Raw genomic sequence first — 16357 nt, 5'->3', positions numbered from 1 at the left:
GCGCTTGATGGATAAGCGCCAGCAGCCATTTTTGCTTGCAATCAGCCTGCGTTGAGCTGCTGCTCCAGGTTGTGCAGCACCTGGTAGCACGGCAACACCTGGGCCACGCTGGCGTTGGGCTCACGGCCTTCCTTGATCGCGGCGAAGAACTCCCGGTCCTGCAGCTCGATGCCGTTCATCGACACATAGCCCTTGCTCACGTCGATCTTTTCTTCCTTGCCGTTCACCAGATCGTCGTAGCGGGCGATGTAGGTGGCGGTGTCGCCGATGTAGCGGAAGAAGGTGCCCAGCGGGCCGTCGTTGTTGAAGCTCAGCGACAGTGTGCAGATGGCGCCGTTGGCCGCCTGCAGCTGGATGCTCATGTCCATGGCAATGCCCAGGTCCTTGTGGATGGGGCCCTGAATGGCGTTGGCTTTGACGATGGGGCTGCCCGCCTGGTAGGCGAACAGGTCCACCGTGTGGGCAGCGTGGTGCCACAGCAGGTGATCCGTCCAGCTGCGGGGCTGGCCCAGCGCGTTCATGTTGGTGCGGCGGAAGAAGTAGGTTTGCACATCCATCTGCTGGATGTTGAACTCGCCGGCCGTGATTTTCTTGTGCACGTACTGGTGGCTGGGGTTGAAGCGGCGGGTGTGGCCGCACATGGCCACCAGACCGGTCTGCTTTTGCAGGGCGACAACCTTCTCGCCATCGGCCAGCACATCGCACAGCGGGATCTCGACCTGCACGTGCTTGCCCGCTTCCAGGCAGGCGAGGGTCTGGCTGGCGTGCATCTGCGTGGGCGTGCACAGGATCACGGCGTCCACTTCCTTGATGGCCAGGCTGTCGGCCAGGTCGGTGGTGACGTGCTTGATGCCGTACTTGTCGGCCACTTCCTGGGTCTTGGCCAGGTCGCGGCTGATGAGGGAAACGACTTCGACGCCGTCGATGTTCTTGATGCCGTCCAGGTGCTTGATGCCGAAGGCGCCAGCGCCTGCGAGTGCGACTTTGATGGTCATGGTGTGTGTCCTTTGGCGGGTTTTTTACGTGTTCTCAAGAATCAGGTGGCCCACGGCGGTGTTGGACGCGGGCACATGGTAGAAGCGGTGCGCCACCTTCGGCGGCTTGCCACCGGCCACATCGGCCATGGCGCCGCGCGCGATGAGCCACATCACCAGCTCGATGCCTTCGCTGCCCGCCTCGCGCACGTAGTCGATGTGCGGGATGCTGGCGGCGGCCTCGGGATCGCTGATGAGCTTGTCGAGGAAGGCGTTGTCGAACTCCTTGTTGATGAGCCCCGCGCGCGGGCCCTGCAGCTGGTGGCTCATGCCGCCCGTGCCCCAGATGTGCACGTTCAGGTCTTCGTCGTAGCTCTCCACCGCCTTGCGGATGGCCTGGCCCAGGTTGTAGCAGCGACGGCCGCTGGGCACGGGGTACTGCACGACGTTGACGGCAAAAGGAATCACCGGGCAGGGCCAGGCGCCCGTCTTCGGGTCTTGCTGGCCGCACATCAGCGACAGCGGCACGGTGAGGCCGTGGTCGACATCCATCTTGTTGACGATGGTGAGGTCAAAGTCCTGCTGGATCACGGACTGCGCGATGTGCGCCGCCAGCGCCGGGTGGCCGATGACCGGCGGCACGGGGCGCGGGCCCCAGCCTTCGTCGGCGGGCATGTACTTGTCCGCCGTGCCGATGGCGAAGGTGGGTATCAGGTCCAGGCTGAACGCGGTGGCGTGGTCGTTGTAGACCAGGAAGATCACGTCGGGCTTGTTGTCCTTCATCCACTGCTTGGAGAAGTCGTAGCCCGCGAACAGCGGCTTCCAGTAGTCTTCCTGCGTCTTGCCCAGGTCCAGTGCGGCGCCAATGGCGGGCACGTGCGATGTGAAAACGGATGCGGTGATTTTGGCCATGGTGTCGGTCTCAGCTCGCCTTCTTTGCCTCGGGGGGCTGTTGCAGGGGGTGGGCCTTGCCTTGGGGCTGGCGGTGCGCCTGCGCGTCGCCGTCTTCACCCACAAAGCGGTTGCCCTCGGCGCTGCGGCCGCCGTTGATCATCATGTTGCGGTATTCCTCTTCGGTCATGCCGGTCATGCTGCCCGCCATCTGCTGGAAGCTCTTGCCGTCCGTGGCGCCGATCTTGGCCAGAAAGTAGATGTTGCCGCCCAGCGCAATGCAGCGGTTCAGGTCGCGTGCGAGCACGGCCTGCTTCTGCTCCTCGGTCATCGCCCACTGGTCCAGATAGGCGCGCTCGTCGGCCTTGAAGCGCTCGCGGTTCTCGGCCTTCATCAGGCTCATGCAGAACTGGTTGAGCCAGTAGCCCTTGCGGCTTTGCTCCGCGTCGAAGATGGTCGTGCCGGGCACGTCCAAATAGGGTTTGTCCAGCGCCATGGCTACTTCACCTCCACTTCTTCGGGCCAATACAGCCGCATCGGGTTGCCCACCAGCAGCTTGCGTTGCAGCTCGGCCGTGGGTGCAATGTGCGGTATGAAATCGACCAGCAGGCCGTCGTCGGGCATGTGGTCCTTGAGGTTGGGGTGCGGCCAGTCGGTGCCCCACAGCACGCGGTCTGGGAACTCTGCGACCACCTTGCGGGCAAAGGGCACCACGTCCTGGTACGCGTTCTGCTCACCATTCAGCGCCTTGGGTCCGGTGACGCTGAGGCGCTCAGGGCAGCTTACCTTGCTCCACACATTGGGGTGCTGGCGCATGAACTTCAGGAACAACTCAAACTCCGGTCCGTCCACCGGCTTGCTCACATCGGGGCGTCCCATGTGGTCCACCACCACGGTGGTGGGCAGTGCGGTGAAGAAGTCCCACAGCTCGGGCAGGTCCACCGCCTCGAAGTAGATCACCACGTGCCAGCCGAGCTTGGCGATGCGCGCGGCAATCTCCATCAGCTCGTCCTTGGGCGTGAAGTCCACCAGGCGCTTGACGAAGTTGAAGCGCACGCCGCGCACGCCGGCGTCGTGCATGGCCTGCAGTTCCTGGTCGGTGACCGAGCGCTTGACGGTGGCCACGCCACGCGCCTTGCCACCGGAGTGCACCAGCGCATCCACCATGGCGCGGTTGTCCGCACCGTGGCAGGTGGCCTGCACGACCACGTTGCGTGCAAAGCCCAGGTGGTCGCGCAGCGCGTACAGCTGGTGCTTGCTGGCGTCGCAGGGGGTGTACTTGCGCTCGGGGGCGTAGGGGAACTCTGCCCCGGGGCCGAACACGTGGCAGTGCGCGTCCACCGCGCCTGCAGGCACCTGGAAGCGGGGTTTGCTGGGGCCGGCGTACCAGTCCAGCCAGCCGGGGGTCTTGGTGAATTCGCTCATGGGCATGGGTCCTTGGTTGCTGGGTGGGGGCGGGTCAGTCGAGGGACACGTTGGCCTTCTTGATCACCTCGCCAAAGCGCTGGCTCTCGTCCTTAACGAACTGGGTGAACTGCGCGCGGGTGGTGGGGAAGGGCTCGTAGCCAAAGCTCTTGAACTTCTCCTGCACATCGGCGCCCGACAGGGCTTGCTCGATGTCCTTGCGGATCTTGTCGGTCACGGCAGCGGGCAGGCCGGGCGGCACGGCAATGGCGTTCCAGCCCGTCACCTCAAAGCCCTTGGGGCCACCCGATTCGCCCACGGTGGGCACGTCCGGAAAGCTGGCCAGGCGCTGCGGCGCAGTGACGGCCAGAAAGCGCAGCTTGCCCGCGCGCTGCAGCGGCCCGGCGGTGGCAGCACTGCCCAGCGCAAACGACAGCTCGCCGGTGGAGACCGAGGTGTAGAGCTGCGTGGTCTCTTTGTAGAGCACGTGCTCCATCTGCGTACCGGTGGCGCTTTCAAACAGCTCGGAGCCCAGGTGCACCGGGTTGCCGATGGACCAGGAGCCGTAGTTGAGCTTGCCAGGGTTGGCCTTGGCGTCGGCCACGATGTCGCTCACGGCCTTGTATCTGCTGTTGGCGGCCACGGTGAAGAAGAAGTAGGTCTTGAACAGCGGCAGCAGTGTGTCGAAGTCCTTGGCCGTGTCGTAGGGCAGCTTCTTGAACAGGCTGGGGTAGGCCGCCAGGTGCACGTTGTCGAGCACGATCAGGTCATGCCCGTCCTTGGCGCCGCGCTTGAACGCGTCGATGGCGATGAAGCCATTGCCACCGGGGCGGTTCTCGACCACCACGGGCTGGCCCCAGGCGCGACCCAGTTTTTCAGCCACCAGGCGGGCCACGCCGTCCGGCCCACCGCCTACCGGGAAGGGCGTGATGATGCGCACGGGCTTGGACGGAAACGCCTGCGCCGAGGCGAGCTGGGGCACACAGCCCAGCGCAGCCGCCAGGCCCAGGGCCAGGCCTGCACGGCGGGAAAGGGAAACGGGAGGCACGGAACAACGCATGGAAAGAAGAATCTTCTGAAGAAACTGTTTGCTATAAATTGCATAGCTGCAAGCGCATGATTCACTAGCGCTTGCAACCCAAAAGGCTGAAAAACCGCTCAGTCGATGTACTTGAGGCCCGCCTTCTCCAGACCAGGGCGCATGTTGTACATGTCGAGGCCAAGCACGCCGCTGGCGAGCTTGGCGCGCTTCTCGCCTTCAAAGCTCTCGCGCTTCTGTGCGGCGGCCAGCGTCTCGGCTGCACGGGCGGCGGGCACACACACCACGCCGTCGTCGTCGGCCACGATCACGTCACCCGGCGTGACTAACGCACCTGCGCACACCACGGGGATGTTGACCGAGCCCAACGTGGCCTTGATGGTGCCCTTGCTGCTGATGGCCTTGCTCCACACGGGGAAGTTCATCTCCTGCAGCGTCTTCACGTCGCGCACACCGGCGTCGATGATGAGGGCGCGCGCGCCACGAGCCTGGAAGCTGGTGGCCAGCAGGTCGCCAAAGTAGCCGTCGGTGCATTCCGAGGTGACGGCCGCCACCACGATGTCGCCGGGCTGGATCTGCTCGGCCGCCACATGCATCATCCAGTTGTCGCCGGGCTGCAGCAGCACGGTGACGGCCGTGCCGCTGACCTGCTGGCCACTGTAGATGGGGCGCATGTAGGGCTTGAGCAGGCCCACGCGGCCCATGGCCTCGTGCACGGTGGCCGAGCCGAGGGCGGCCAGGCCGTCGGCCGCTGCGCGATCAGCGCGGGTGATGTTGCGGTAGACAACGCCAAGTTCAAACATGTCAGAGCCCCTTTGCCTTCAGGCGTGAATCGAGTCGGGAGAACACGCGGCGCGTGTTGGCTTCGTAGATCTGGTGCTTGTCGTCGGCACTCAGGATGGTGGAGGCCTCGATGTAGCGCTTGGTATCGTCGTAGTAGTTGCCGGTGGTGGGGTCAATGCCCCGCACCGCGCCGATCATTTCGCTGGCGAACAGCACGTTCTTCACCGGGATCACGGTGTTGAGCAGGTCGATACCGGGCTGGTGGTACACGCAGGTGTCAAAGAACACGTTGTTCAGCAGGTGCTCTTGCAGCAGGGGCTTCTTCATCTCCTGCGCCAGGCCCCGGAAGCGGCCCCAGTGGTAAGGCACCGCGCCGCCGCCATGCGGGATCAGGAACTTGAGCGTGGGGAAGTCCTTGAACAGATCGCCCTGGATGAGCTGCATGAAGGCCGTGGTGTCGGCATTCAGGTAGTGCGCACCGGTGGTGTGGAAGCACGCGTTGCAGCTGGTGCTCACGTGGATCATGGCGGGCAGGTCGTACTCCACCATCTTTTCGTAGATGGGGTACCAGTGCTTGTCGGTCAGCGGCGGGCTGGTCCAGTGACCGCCCGAGGGATCAGGGTTCAGGTTGATGCCCACCGCGCCGTATTCCTTCACGCACTTTTCCAGCTCGGGGATGCAGGTGGCGGGATCGACACCGGGCGACTGCGGCAGCATGGCCACGGGCACGAAATGGTCGGGGAACAGCGTGGAGACGCGGTAGCACAGCTCGTTGCAGATGGCCGCCCAGGTGCTGGACACATTGAAGTCGCCAATGTGGTGGGCCATGAAGCTGGCGCGGGGGCTGAACAGCGTGATGTCGCTGCCGCGCTCCTTCATCAGGCGCAGCTGGTTGGTCTCGATGGACTCGCGCAGCTCGTCGTCGGCGATCTGCAGGTCAGCCACCTTGGGGCTAGCCGCCGGGTCTTTGATGCCGGCGATCTGCGCATTGCGCCAGTTCTCCAGCGCCTTGGGGGCCGTGGTGTAGTGGCCGTGACAGTCGATGATGAGGCTCATAGTGGGTTGCTCCTTGGATCGTTCGTTGGTTGTGTTCGTGGGCTGACTACTGAGCGTGGACCATGCTCAAGCACGGCACAAGCCAGGACCGCCGCGCAAGGGCCGCCAAGCCGTTAAGCGGCGCTTCGCTTGCCAGGCACTGGCGGTGTCCACCTTCCCGCATTGCGCCGCAATGCGAGAGAAGGGGGAAGGCGCGAAGCGACTCAGGGGGTTGTTCATATCGCTTCAGGCGGGCTCCATGCCCTGCTTGCGTTTGGCGTCTGCGGCAGCGGGCGAGGCCAGGTAGGCCAGCAGCGAACGCGCGGCATCCGCCTGCTGCGAATGCACGCCAACGCCTGCGGAAAACGTGGTGGTGATCTGGATGGCCGGTGGCAGCGGGCCCACGATCTGGATGCCCTGTACATGCAGCAGCTCGCTCAGTTGCTGAAAGCCCAGCGCCACTTCGCCCTTGGCCACCAGCGAGCCCACGGGCACGCCGGGAGGCGCCTGCACCATGCGCGGGGCGATCTGCTCGGCAATGCCCCAGCGCTCAAACAGTTTGCTCAGCGCCACTCCGCTGGGGCCGGTGGACAGGCTGATGCTGGGCGCGGCCAGCACGGCAGCGCGCACGACGTCTTCGCTCGACAGGTCGGGCAGCGGCGCGCCCGCAGGCACAGCCACGGCCACGCCGGAGTGCACCCAGTCCACCTTGCTGCCGGGCACCAGGTGGCCTGTGGCCAAAAGCTTGTCGATGGCGTCGGACGCGAGGATCACCACGTCGAATGCCTCACCGGCCGCCACGCGCTTGGCGGCGTCCACACCGCCCACCGATTCGATCGCGGCCTGCGTGCCCGACTGCTGCGCAAAACCGGCCACCAGATCGGCCAGCACCTGGCGCGTGGCCATGGAAGAAATGCCTCGGATCACGGTCTGCGTCATGCGTTGTCTCCTGCCGGGCTGCGGGTGGCCCAGGCGGTGCGTGCAGTTGTATACATGCCGCCGATTGTGGGCAGCGGCGGCCCAAACATGAAGGCGGCACCGGCACTACCAGATATATCATTCCGTGATCGTTGACCCACAGCTATTGCAATTTGGGCCTGTTCACACTATTTTTGCCAGATGCGTTGCGAAGCAAACGGGCCAGGCGCTAGGCGCCAAACGAAGCTGGGGTGCGGCCCCAGCGAGGATTGGCAACACAGCGGATGGCCCGTTTGCATCGCAACCCGAAGGGAAGGCAACCCCAGCCACGCCACTCGTCGTTGCGTTCCTAGCCAAGGCCCCGGCCTTGGCGTCGTCACGCGCCTATATTGGCGTGGCTGGGGCTGCCTTCGCACTGGCAAAAATAGTGTGAACAGGCCCTAACAGAGAACCTTGCCCATGGACCTCAAGCAGATCGAATACTTTGTGCGGGTGGCCGAACTGGGCAGTTTTACCCGCGCCTCGGTGGTGCTGGACATTGCCCAGCCCGCCCTGAGCCGCCAGGTGCGCCTGCTGGAAGTGGAGCTGCGCCAGAACCTGCTGGTGCGCAACGGCCGGGGCGCCACGCCCACCGAGGCGGGCAAGCTGCTGCTGGAGCACGGCCGCGGCATCCTGCACCAGGTGGAGCGCGCGCGGGAAGAGCTGGGCCGCGTGCGCGGTGCGCTGGCCGGGCGCGTGGCGATTGGCCTGCCGCCCAGCATTGCCAAGGTGCTGACGGTGCCGCTGACGCGCGCCTTCCGGGTGAAGATGCCGGACGCGGCGTTGGCCATCAGCGAAGGCCTGTCGGTGGCCATGCGCGAATCGCTGACCACGGGGCTGCTCGACATTGCGCTGCTCTACAACACCACGCCCGCGCCGGGCATCGAGACCACGGCGCTGCTGGAGGAAGACCTGTTTCTGGTGCAGCGCCGCGCCCCCGGCCAGAGCGAGGCAGAGGCTGATGCCCTGGCCCGCACGCCCCTGCCGCTGGACGAGCTGCCGCGTTTTCCGCTGGTGATTCCCACGCGCCCCAACTCCATCCGCATGCTGGTGGAGTCCGAACTGGCCGCGCGTGGCAAGCGCCCGCAGATCAGCCTGGAGATCGACGGCGTAGCCGCCATCCTGGACCTGGTGGCCGATGGCGCGGGCTGCGCGGTGCTGCCCATGAATGCAGTCACCACGTCGGGCAAATCGGAGGTGTTCAGCACCCGGCCCATCCACGGCGCAGGCAGCGATGGAGAGGATGCGGAAGCCAGCGGCAACACGCGCCTGCGCAGCAAGCTGTTCATGGCCGTCAGCTCGCAACGCCCGGCCACGCTGACGCAGCAGGCCATGGCGGAGCTGATTCGGACGACGCTGCAGGCGTTGTACAGGTCTCCCCCCTGAGGCGCTGCGCGCCTTCCCCCCAGGGGGACGACGCCATCGCTGCGGGGCGGCCCTTGCTCGGCGTCCCTGGTATTCGGCCGCGCCAGTTGCATGGAGCAGAGACGAATCAAAGGGGCTGAGGCGTCAGTCCCCAGCAGCTGGGGATGGCAAGCTTTCCAACAACCGGTCCGCATAGTCCTGCCAGCGTGCGTCCTTGGGCAGGCCCTGAAACACGCCTTCGCGGGCCAGCTCGGCCACCCATTGCTGCTTGGCGGCGATGGCGGAGGCCATCAGGGGTTCCATGCCGGCCTCGCGCACTGTGTGGGCGGACTCGCGCATTTCCTCGGCGCGGCGCTGGCCGTGTTGCACCACGCGGCTGAAGAAGTAGCGGCCCTGCTCGTGCCAGTCGAGGGACGGGAAGGTCTCGGCCAGCGTGGGCAGTACATGGTCTTCCACGCCGTAGTGGCGGGCGGTGGCGTAGCTCTCAATCACCAGGGCTTCGAGGCCCTTGATCATGATGCTGCGGCACATCTTGATGGCGCTGGCAACGCCCAATTGCTCGCTCACGGGTTGGGCATCCATGCCCCAGCCGGTCAACACAGCGGCCAGTGCGGCGGCCTGGGCACCGCCCAGCAACATGGGCACGCGGATGCCGTAGGGGGGCACCGAGGTCATCATACCCGCCTCGACATAGTGCGCACCCCGCGCCTCAATGAGCGCAGCGGCCTGCTGCTTGGTGCCGGGCGATGCCGAGTTGAGGTCCAGGAACACGGTGCCGGGGCGGATGTGCTGCGCGGCCTCCTGCGCCACGGCCAGCGTGTTCGATGCGGTGACGGCCGAGATGATGCAGTCACAACGCGCGCACAGTGCCTGAATCCCATCCACGGCCACCACACCCGCCTGCGCGGCGTGCTTCTGCAAGGCGTCGCGGTGCGCGGGGTCGGCCAGCTTCAGGTCCCACGCAGCGACGGAGGCCACGCCGGGCTGCACGCGCAAGCCCGCACTGAAGATCTTGCCCACCTCGCCGTAGCCCACGAGGCCGATGTGTGTGATGTTCATTCGATGTTCCTTTCCGCCTTTCACCACCGCCAGCGATCCGCAGCGGCAGCGCTCACTGGCGCGCGATTTTGGCCTTGGCGATCACGTCGCTCCAGCGGCGCACATCTGCGGCCAGGTGCTCACCCAGCTGCGCGGGGGTGCTGCCCTGGGCATGCAGATTCAGCTCAAGCAGGCGCTTTTTGACGTCGGGCTGGGCCAGCGCGGCCTGCACCTCGCGCGAGAGGCGCTCCACCACCGCCTGGGGCGTCTTGGCGGGCACGGCCAGGCCGTTCCACGACGTGACGTTGAAGCCCACGAGTGGGCCGCCGCTCTCGCGCGCCGTGGGCACATCGGGCAGCTGCGGCGCCCGCTGCGCGCCCATCACGGCCAGCGGCCGCAGGGCCTTGGCGCCAATCTGCGGCATGAGGCCACCCAGGATGTCGATCATCACGTCGATCTCTCCACCCCGCAGCGCGGTGATGACCGGCGGCGTGCCGTTGAAGGGCACTACCTGCGCGTCGATGCCCGCCGTCACCTTGAAGAGTTCGGCCGCCAGGTTCTGCGTGGTGCCGATCTGCGGCGTGCCGATGTTGAGCTTGCCGGGGTGCGCGCGGCCGTAGGCCAGCAGGTCGGCCAGGGTGGCAAAACGCCCGCCTTCCTTGACCACCACGGCCAGGTCGAACGTGGCCAGCAGGGAGACGGGCGCAAAGTCCTTGAGCGTGTCGAACGGCAGCGACTGGAACAGTGCCGCACTCACCGCCGTGCCACTGCTCACCAGCAGCAGCGTGTGGCCGTCGGGCTCGGCGCGGGCCACCTGCTCGCCCGCCACCACACCGCCCGCGCTGGGCTTGTTTTCAATGACCACGCTTTGCCCCAACGGGCCCGCGATCTTCTGTCCCACCGTGCGCGCCGTGATGTCGGCCGCGCCGCCCGCCGCATTGGGCACGACGATGCGCAGCGGGCGTGAGGGAAAAGCGGCCTGCGCGCTGGCCGCACCGCCGAACGACGCTGCCAGCCATGCCAGGAGGGTTCTGCGATGCACAGCGCTGCCCATGGTGCGCGCTACCGTGCCACGCCCAGCAGGCGGTCCAGCAGCTCGGGTTGCGCGCTCAGCTCGGCCGCGCTGCCGGTGTGCACCACGGTGCCCCGGTCCAGCACGGCGGCGTGATCGGAGATGGCCAGGATGGCCTGCGGATGCTGCTCCACGATGATGGCCGACAGGCCCTCTTCGCGCGTGATGCGGCGGATGGCGCGCAGCAGCTCTTCCACGATGATGGGTGCCAGGCCTTCGAGCGGTTCGTCGAGCAGCAGCAGGCGCGGGTTGAGCACCAGCGCGCGGCCCACGGCCAGCATCTGCTGCTCGCCGCCGGAGAGCTGCGTACCCAGGTTGGTTTTGCGCTCGGCCAGGCGCGGGAACATTTCGTACACACGCTCGGGCGTCCACGGCCGCGCGGTGGAGCCTTTGCGGCCCGGACGCGCCACGGCCGTGAGGTTCTCGTGCACCGTGAGCGACTTGAAGATATTGCGCTCTTGCGGCACCCAGCCGATGCCGGCGGCTGCGCGCTCATGCGGCGGCAGCTTGTGCAGGGCCACGCCGCCCAGGCTCACCGTGCCCGCGTGCTGGCGCGTGGCGCCGGCCAGCGTGTTGATGAGCGTGGTCTTGCCCGTGCCGTTGCGGCCCAGCAGGGCCAGCGTGTCGCCTTCGGGCAGGGCCAGCGAAATACCTTGCAGCACCACGGCTTCGCCGTAGCCTGCGCTCAGGCCTTCAATGCGCAGCAGCTCGGTCTTAGACATGGGCGTCCTCCCCATGGCCCAGATACACGGCCTTCACCTGCGGGTCGTTGGCAATGGTGTCGGGGTCGCCCTCGGTGAGCACGGTGCCGTTGACCAGCACCGTCATGCGGTTGGCAAAGCTGAAAACCAGGTCCATATCGTGTTCGATCAACAACACCGAGACATCGGCGGGCAGGGCCGCTACTGTCTGCAGCAGTTCTTCGCGCTCGCCGGCGGGCACACCGGCCACGGGTTCGTCGAGCAGCAACACGCGCGGCTCGCAGGCCAGCGCAATCGCAATCTCCAGCAAGCGGCGTTTGCCGTAGGCCAGCACGCGCGTTTCCTCGGCCATCACGGACGTGAGGTGGAACTGCTCCAGCAGTTGTTCGCAGCGCTCATTGACCGCTTTGCGCGCGCCCAGCGGCTGCCACCACTTGCCGCCCAAGCCCTGGTGCTGCGAAACGGTGAGCGCCAAGGTTTCGAGCGGCGTGAGCGTGTCGAACAGCTGGTTGATCTGGAAGGTGCGCACCATGCCGCGCTGCACGCGCTGGTGCGGCGCCAGGCGCGTGATGTCCTGGCCTTCGAGCGTGATGGAGCCTTCGGTGGGCTCCAGCACGCCGGTCAGCAGATTGATCAGCGTGGTCTTGCCTGCGCCGTTGGGGCCGATGAGCGCATGGCGTGCGCCCTTTTGCAGGTTCAGCGTGACATTGTTGGTGGCCGTGATGCCGCCAAAACGTTTGACCAGGCCCTGCGCCGATAGCACGGTGTTGGAGGTGGTGTTGTTCATGTCAGTGGCCTCCCGTGTTGGAGGCAGCCCCGGCCTTGCGGCCCGCGCCAAACCAGGTCCAGGGGCGGAACAGGCGGTCGCGCCCTACCAGCACCAGTACCACCAGGAACAGGCCGACCCAGAAGGTCCAGTACTGCGGTGTGATGGACGAGATCACGTCCTGCAGCAGCTTGAAGCCGATGGCGCCCAGGATGCCGCCATACAGCCAGCCCACGCCGCCGATCACCAGGATCAACATCACGTCGGCCGAGCGGTGGAACTCGAACAAATCGAGCGATGCAAAACCCGTGGTCTGCGTGAGCAGCGCGCCTGCAGCCCCGGCCAGCGCAGCGGCCAACGTGTACACCTGCGCCAGCTTGGCCGTCACCGGGATGCCGATGGCCATGGCGCGCAGCCGGTTGTCACGGATGGCCTTGAGCGTAGCGCCAAAGGGCGACTGCACGATGCGGCGGGCGAGCAAGAAGAACACCAGCAGCACGGTGAGCGAATACCAAGCGGCCGTGCGGCCATACAGGTCAAATTCGAACTTGCCGAGCACGGGGCCCATCATCACGCCCTGCAGGCCGTCAGCGCCGCCGGTCAGCCAGTCGAGCTTGTTGGCCAGCTCCAGCATCACCAGGCCTACGCCGAGCGTGACCATGAGGCGCGTGAGGTCGGTGCCGCGCATGATGGTGAGCGACGCCACCGCGCCCAGCACGGTTGCGGCACCAATGCCCACGGCCAGGCCCACCAGCGGGTCGGGCATCACATGCTTGGCAAACAGCGCGGCCGCGTAGCCGCCCAGGCCGAAGAAGGCCGCATGGCCCAGCGACACGATGCCGGTGTAGCCCAGGATGAGGTCCAGCGAAATGGCGAACAGCGCGACGATGGCGATCTCGTTGATGATGAGCGCATGGCTGGGCAATGCCAGCGGCGCGGCAAAGGCCAGCAGCCACAGCACGGGCTCCCACCAGCGAAAGCGCCGGGCCTGCAGCAGGGTGTTTTGCGGGTTCGCCATCACTTGCCCCCCTTGCGCACAAAGAGGCCCTGCGGGCGCCAGATGAGGATCAGGATCATGAGGCTGTACACAATGAAGGCGCCCAGCTTGGGGATGTAGTACTTGCCAGCCACGTCGGCAATGCCGAGCAACAATGCGGCCAGCAGCGGGCCGGTGATGGACGAGGTGCCGCCCACGGCCACCACGATCAAAAAGTAGATCATGAACTTGAGCGGAAAGCTCGGATCGAGCCCCAGCACTTCCGCGCCCAGCGCACCGCCCAGGCCTGCCAGGCCCGAGCCAAAAGCGAAGGTGGACAGGAACACGATGTTCACGTTGATGCCCATGCCCGCAGCCACGCGCTGGTCGTCCACGCTGGCGCGCAGGCGGCTGCCGAAGCGGGTTTTGGTGAGCACATATTGCAGGCCCACGGTGAGCGCCGCACACACCGCGATGATGAACAGGCGGTAGTGGCCCATGCCCAGGGTGAGTGCGCCGCCGCCGATCTCGGTGCGGCCCTTGAGCCATTCGGGCAGCTGCATGATCTGCTGCGTGGAGCCCACAAAGTAGTCCACGCTGGCCACGGCCATGAACACCAGACCGATGGAGAACAACACCTGGTCCAGGTGGGCCTTGTGGTACAGCGGGCGGTACAGCGTGCGCTCCAGCACACCGCCGAGCAGGGCCGTGCCGACAAAGGCGATGGGCAGACAGACAAGGAAGGGCACATCCAGCCGCTGCATGAGCAGCACCGTGATGTAGCCCCCCGCCATGGCGAAGGCCCCGTGCGCCAGGTTGATGAAGTTCATCAGCCCCATGGTCACGGCCAAGCCCACTGCCAGGATGAACAGCAGCATGCCGTAGGCAACGCCGTCGAAAAGAATGGTCAGCATGAAATCACTTCATTGAAGACAAAAGTGCACCACCCTGCTCAGAGCTGTGGAAGTGCGACGAATCACCAAAGCCGGAAGTTCAACCTGCGGCCCCCGGTTTCGACAGGCTCAGCCCGAACGGATCGAGAGGGAGCCTGCCCGCAAATACTGGCACGGCCCAGACCAGCGGCCGCCGCGCAAGGGCCGCCCCGCCGCGCTGGCGGCGTCCCCCTCCGGGGGAAGCCGCGCAGCGGCTCAGGGGGGCTTATTTAGTTTTGCCGGGATCCTTGACGTCCTTGATCACGTCAAATTCCACGTTGTACAGCTGGCCGTTCACGCGCTCCACCTTGCGCAGGTAGACGTCCTGCACGATGTCGCGGGTCTGCGCGTCGATGAACACCTTGCCACGTGGGCTCTCGAAGATCTGGCCCTTCATGGCGGCCAGCAGGGCGTCACCGCCGCCGGCACCCTTGGTGGTCTTGAGCGCTTCGTAAATCACCCGCATGCCGTCATAGCCACCCACGGCCATGAAGTTGGGGCGCAGGCCCTTGTTGGCCTTCTCGAAGGCTTCCACAAACTTCTTGTTCATGGGCGAGGGGTGCGCGGCCGAGTAGTGGTGCGAGGTGACCACGCCCAGCGCGCCGTCGCCCATGTCGTTCAGTTGATCGTCATCCGTCACGTCGCCGGTGCCGATGAGCTTGATGCCGGCCTTGTCCATGCCGCGCTCCAGGAACTGCTTCATCACCGCAGCACCTGCGCCCGAAGGCACAAAGACGAACAGCGCATCCGGCTTGGCGTCACGCACCTTCTGCAGGAAGGGGGCGAAGTCGGGGTTGCGCAGCGGCACGCGCAGGGCTTCGGTCACCTGGCCGCCGTTGAAAGTGAGGCGCTGGTTGAAGAACTTTTCGGCATCGATGCCGGGGCCGTAGTCGCTCACCAGCGTGACCACCTTTTTGATGCCGTTCTTGGGTGCCCAGTCGGCCAGGGCCACCGACACCTGCGGCAGCGTGAAGCTGGTGCGCACCACGTAGGGCGATGCCTCGGTGATGCTGGAGGTGGCGGCGGCCATCACCACCAGGGGTGTCTTGGACTGCGTGGCCAGCGGGGCGGTGGCCATGGCCGAGGGCGTGATGCCCATGCCAGCCAGCACGTTGACCTTTTCGTTGACGACCAGCTCCTGGGCGAGGCGACGGGTCACGTCGGGCAGGCTGGTGTCGTCCTTGATGATGAGCTGCACCTTCTTGCCGGCCACGGTGTCGCCGTTCTGGGCCATGTACAGGCGCGCCGCGGCTTCGATCTGGCGGCCGGTGGTGGCTTGCTGGCCGGTCATGGGCAGGATCAGGCCGATCTTGAACACGTTGTCCTGCGCCACGGCGGGCAGCACGGCCAGACCGGTGGAGAGCGCAATGGCGGCAGCGGCCGAGGCACGAAGAAGGTGGCGTTTTTGCATCGTTGTCTCCTGTGGAAAGTCGTTGTATACAGAAAATGCTGGCGGGAGTTTGGCGTGGGCTGGGTTATTTCACAAGCGCAAATTCGAGCATTCAGGTATTACCAAATGCAATAACTCAAGACACTCTGGACGCTTGCACCGGCCGTTATGCCCGCTCGCGGATCAGCTGTACACCGGGCAAGCCCTGCACCTGCGACGCCTGCACCGCCGCCAGCAGGTTGCGCCGGGTGATGCGCGAGTGCTCGCGCAGGATGGCCTCGGCCCGCGCGCCTTCGCGCCGCTCGATGGCGTCCAGCGCCTGGCGGTGCTGGTCCTGCGCCACCACCAGCATGTCGCGCGCCTGGGCCGAATGCGTCTGCACCACCACAAACGCCGAGGGCGACGCAAACGGCAGGCCCTTGACGCGGTCCAGCTCGCGCGCCACCACGTCGCTGCCCACCATGCGACTGAGCAGCAGGTGGAACCGCGCATTCAGCTCCACATAGCGCGAGAAACCCTCGTCATCCAGCGTGGAGGGGGCCAGCGTGGCGTCGATGGCGTCCAGGCACGCATGGGCCTCGGCCAGCAGCGCGGGGGCCACGCCCCGCTCGGCCGCCAGGCGCGCGGCCAAGCCCTCCATGGTCCCGCGCAGCTCAATGGCATCGGCCACATCGGTTTCAGAGAACGTGCGCACGGCGTAGCCGCCACCGGGCAGCCGGTGCAGCAGGCCCTCCTGCTCCAGCCGCATCAGCGCGGCGCGGATGGGCGTGCGCGATACGCCCAGCTTCTCGACGAGCGTCAGCTCGGCGATGCGGGCACCGCCGGGCAACTCGCCCGCCAGGATCATCTCGCGCAGGCGCAGTTGTGCCTTGACGGCCTGCGAGGCACCCGCCTCGGCAGCCTCGGCCGGTGGAGCGATGGTCAGGGAGTCGGACAGGTTCATGGCGGTTGATGGGAGGGAATTCAGCCACCAGAATGTATACAGAAATCAGGACAACTTCCACCCACTCTCGTTTAGCACCATTACAAAACAA

17 protein-coding genes are annotated in these 16357 nt (G+C 66.0%); 1 reads left to right on the top strand and 16 read right to left on the bottom strand.

What is annotated here, in order from left to right; translation table 11 throughout:
- Window positions 1–41: 41 nt before the first annotated feature.
- The 8 genes from ACODSM_RS02290 to ACODSM_RS02255 all read right to left on the bottom strand — a co-directional run bounded on the left by ACODSM_RS02290 (window position 42) and on the right by ACODSM_RS02255 (window position 7065).
- Window positions 42–995: a Gfo/Idh/MocA family oxidoreductase gene (locus tag ACODSM_RS02290; protein WP_488804197.1), complete on the bottom strand. Its 954-nt coding sequence runs from the start codon at window positions 993–995 to the stop codon at window positions 42–44.
- A 24-nt stretch (window positions 996–1019) separates the two neighbouring features.
- Window positions 1020–1886, bottom strand: coding sequence for a class III extradiol dioxygenase subunit beta (locus ACODSM_RS02285; protein WP_103738941.1), 867 nt, complete (start codon window positions 1884–1886; stop codon window positions 1020–1022).
- A gap of 10 nt (window positions 1887–1896) precedes the next feature.
- On the bottom strand, window positions 1897–2361 hold the full coding sequence (ligA, locus tag ACODSM_RS02280) for a protocatechuate 4,5-dioxygenase subunit alpha (RefSeq protein ID WP_103738940.1): 465 nt from the start codon (window positions 2359–2361) through the stop codon (window positions 1897–1899).
- Window positions 2362–2363: 2 nt separating this feature from the next.
- The gene (locus tag ACODSM_RS02275) at window positions 2364–3290 is read right to left on the bottom strand and encodes an amidohydrolase family protein (RefSeq protein WP_103738945.1); all 927 of its coding nucleotides are present in this window, start codon (window positions 3288–3290) and stop codon (window positions 2364–2366) included.
- A gap of 34 nt (window positions 3291–3324) precedes the next feature.
- Window positions 3325–4329 carry a Bug family tripartite tricarboxylate transporter substrate binding protein gene (locus tag ACODSM_RS02270; protein WP_103738939.1) on the bottom strand — a complete coding sequence of 335 codons (1005 nt, stop codon included), beginning with the start codon at window positions 4327–4329 and terminating at the stop codon, window positions 3325–3327.
- A gap of 98 nt (window positions 4330–4427) precedes the next feature.
- Complete coding sequence (gene ligK / locus ACODSM_RS02265; protein WP_015016178.1) at window positions 4428–5111, bottom strand: 4-carboxy-4-hydroxy-2-oxoadipate aldolase/oxaloacetate decarboxylase; 684 nt, start codon at window positions 5109–5111, stop codon at window positions 4428–4430.
- Between the two features lies 1 nt (window position 5112).
- Window positions 5113–6147 (bottom strand): amidohydrolase family protein, encoded by a 1035-nt coding sequence (locus ACODSM_RS02260; protein WP_488804196.1) that lies wholly within the window; start codon window positions 6145–6147, stop codon window positions 5113–5115.
- Window positions 6148–6372: 225 nt separating this feature from the next.
- Complete coding sequence (locus ACODSM_RS02255) at window positions 6373–7065, bottom strand: substrate-binding domain-containing protein (RefSeq protein WP_291441893.1); 693 nt, start codon at window positions 7063–7065, stop codon at window positions 6373–6375.
- Between the two features lie 438 nt (window positions 7066–7503).
- Between ACODSM_RS02255 and ACODSM_RS02250 the strand changes: the two genes are divergently transcribed.
- Complete coding sequence (locus tag ACODSM_RS02250; RefSeq protein ID WP_295936996.1) at window positions 7504–8469, top strand: LysR substrate-binding domain-containing protein; 966 nt, start codon at window positions 7504–7506, stop codon at window positions 8467–8469.
- Window positions 8470–8592: 123 nt separating this feature from the next.
- Here the strand turns inward: ACODSM_RS02250 and ACODSM_RS02245 are convergent, their stop codons facing one another.
- From ACODSM_RS02245 to ACODSM_RS02210, 8 genes are all read right to left on the bottom strand, one after another.
- A complete protein-coding gene (locus ACODSM_RS02245) occupies window positions 8593–9507 on the bottom strand; it encodes an NAD(P)-dependent oxidoreductase (RefSeq protein ID WP_291441892.1) in 915 nt (304 codons plus the stop codon).
- A gap of 52 nt (window positions 9508–9559) precedes the next feature.
- A complete protein-coding gene (locus ACODSM_RS02240; RefSeq protein ID WP_488804195.1) occupies window positions 9560–10540 on the bottom strand; it encodes a tripartite tricarboxylate transporter substrate binding protein in 981 nt (326 codons plus the stop codon).
- An 8-nt stretch (window positions 10541–10548) separates the two neighbouring features.
- Window positions 10549–11280 carry an ABC transporter ATP-binding protein gene (locus ACODSM_RS02235; protein WP_056743247.1) on the bottom strand — a complete coding sequence of 244 codons (732 nt, stop codon included), beginning with the start codon at window positions 11278–11280 and terminating at the stop codon, window positions 10549–10551.
- The gene (locus ACODSM_RS02230) at window positions 11273–12046 is read right to left on the bottom strand and encodes an ABC transporter ATP-binding protein (protein WP_015016185.1); all 774 of its coding nucleotides are present in this window, start codon (window positions 12044–12046) and stop codon (window positions 11273–11275) included. The genes ACODSM_RS02235 and ACODSM_RS02230 overlap by 8 nt, the downstream gene beginning before the upstream one ends.
- A gap of 1 nt (window position 12047) precedes the next feature.
- Complete coding sequence (locus tag ACODSM_RS02225) at window positions 12048–13043, bottom strand: branched-chain amino acid ABC transporter permease (protein WP_488804194.1); 996 nt, start codon at window positions 13041–13043, stop codon at window positions 12048–12050.
- Complete coding sequence (locus ACODSM_RS02220; protein ID WP_488804193.1) at window positions 13043–13915, bottom strand: branched-chain amino acid ABC transporter permease; 873 nt, start codon at window positions 13913–13915, stop codon at window positions 13043–13045. Before ACODSM_RS02220 ends, ACODSM_RS02225 begins: the two co-directional genes overlap by 1 nt.
- Window positions 13916–14159: 244 nt before the next feature.
- The gene (locus tag ACODSM_RS02215; protein WP_015016188.1) at window positions 14160–15344 is read right to left on the bottom strand and encodes an ABC transporter substrate-binding protein; all 1185 of its coding nucleotides are present in this window, start codon (window positions 15342–15344) and stop codon (window positions 14160–14162) included.
- 145 nt (window positions 15345–15489) lie between these two features.
- The gene (locus ACODSM_RS02210) at window positions 15490–16266 is read right to left on the bottom strand and encodes a GntR family transcriptional regulator (protein ID WP_209816894.1); all 777 of its coding nucleotides are present in this window, start codon (window positions 16264–16266) and stop codon (window positions 15490–15492) included.
- Between the last annotated feature and the right edge of the window lie 91 nt (window positions 16267–16357).

The sequence above is a fragment of the Acidovorax sp. FG42 genome (assembly GCF_057809195.1).
This window is presented reverse-complemented; position numbering and strand designations above follow the sequence as displayed.

What these genes read in the sequence shown, in the direction of transcription:
- ACODSM_RS02290 (WP_488804197.1), bottom strand. Translation starts at nt 995, where the DNA reads ATGACCATCAAAGTCGCACTCGCAGGCGCTGGCGCCTTCGGCATCAAG.
- ACODSM_RS02285 (WP_103738941.1), bottom strand. Translation starts at nt 1,886, where the DNA reads ATGGCCAAAATCACCGCATCCGTTTTCACATCGCACGTGCCCGCCATT.
- ligA (WP_103738940.1), bottom strand. Translation starts at nt 2,361, where the DNA reads ATGGCGCTGGACAAACCCTATTTGGACGTGCCCGGCACGACCATCTTC.
- ACODSM_RS02275 (WP_103738945.1), bottom strand. Translation starts at nt 3,290, where the DNA reads ATGAGCGAATTCACCAAGACCCCCGGCTGGCTGGACTGGTACGCCGGC.
- ACODSM_RS02270 (WP_103738939.1), bottom strand. Translation starts at nt 4,329, where the DNA reads ATGCGTTGTTCCGTGCCTCCCGTTTCCCTTTCCCGCCGTGCAGGCCTG.
- ligK (WP_015016178.1), bottom strand. Translation starts at nt 5,111, where the DNA reads ATGTTTGAACTTGGCGTTGTCTACCGCAACATCACCCGCGCTGATCGC.
- ACODSM_RS02260 (WP_488804196.1), bottom strand. Translation starts at nt 6,147, where the DNA reads ATGAGCCTCATCATCGACTGTCACGGCCACTACACCACGGCCCCCAAG.
- ACODSM_RS02255 (WP_291441893.1), bottom strand. Translation starts at nt 7,065, where the DNA reads ATGACGCAGACCGTGATCCGAGGCATTTCTTCCATGGCCACGCGCCAG.
- ACODSM_RS02250 (WP_295936996.1), top strand. Translation starts at nt 7,504, where the DNA reads ATGGACCTCAAGCAGATCGAATACTTTGTGCGGGTGGCCGAACTGGGC.
- ACODSM_RS02245 (WP_291441892.1), bottom strand. Translation starts at nt 9,507, where the DNA reads ATGAACATCACACACATCGGCCTCGTGGGCTACGGCGAGGTGGGCAAG.
- ACODSM_RS02240 (WP_488804195.1), bottom strand. Translation starts at nt 10,540, where the DNA reads ATGGGCAGCGCTGTGCATCGCAGAACCCTCCTGGCATGGCTGGCAGCG.
- ACODSM_RS02235 (WP_056743247.1), bottom strand. Translation starts at nt 11,280, where the DNA reads ATGTCTAAGACCGAGCTGCTGCGCATTGAAGGCCTGAGCGCAGGCTAC.
- ACODSM_RS02230 (WP_015016185.1), bottom strand. Translation starts at nt 12,046, where the DNA reads ATGAACAACACCACCTCCAACACCGTGCTATCGGCGCAGGGCCTGGTC.
- ACODSM_RS02225 (WP_488804194.1), bottom strand. Translation starts at nt 13,043, where the DNA reads ATGGCGAACCCGCAAAACACCCTGCTGCAGGCCCGGCGCTTTCGCTGG.
- ACODSM_RS02220 (WP_488804193.1), bottom strand. Translation starts at nt 13,915, where the DNA reads ATGCTGACCATTCTTTTCGACGGCGTTGCCTACGGCATGCTGCTGTTC.
- ACODSM_RS02215 (WP_015016188.1), bottom strand. Translation starts at nt 15,344, where the DNA reads ATGCAAAAACGCCACCTTCTTCGTGCCTCGGCCGCTGCCGCCATTGCG.
- ACODSM_RS02210 (WP_209816894.1), bottom strand. Translation starts at nt 16,266, where the DNA reads ATGAACCTGTCCGACTCCCTGACCATCGCTCCACCGGCCGAGGCTGCC.